Annotated in this window: 1 protein-coding gene; it reads right to left on the bottom strand. The window is 63.1% G+C overall.

Annotation, left to right across the window (positions count from 1 at the left end):
- The coding region (locus tag AC1DKR_RS21230) for an ATP-binding cassette domain-containing protein (protein WP_478035134.1) at positions 1 to 431 on the bottom strand (431 nt) is incomplete at both ends.

The raw sequence follows: 431 nt of genomic DNA on the forward strand, positions 1-431 counted from the left end.
GGCCAATGCCCTGCCGATCGCCAGCTGCTGTTGCTGACCGCCGGACAAGTCACCGCCACGCCGTTGCTTCATTTGCAGCAGCACCGGGAACAGCTCGTAGATGAACGCCGGGACTTCCTTGGCCTCGGAGCCAGGAAACCGCGACAGGCCCATCAGCAGGTTTTCTTCCACGGTCAGCCGGCCGAAGATTTCCCGGCCCTGAGGCACGTAGGCGATACCGGCATGCACCCGTTGGTGCGGCTTGAACGTGGTGATCGGTTTACCTTCCCAGTTCACCGCGCCCTCCTTGGCCGGCAGCAAACCCATCAGGCATTTGAGCAAGGTGGTCTTGCCCACGCCGTTGCGCCCGAGCAGGCAGGTGACTTCGCCGACCTTCACCTCAAACGTCAGGCCCCGCAGGATGTGGCTACCGCCGTAGTACTGGTGCAGCT

Source organism: Stenotrophomonas sp. 01N47, assembly GCF_056399165.1.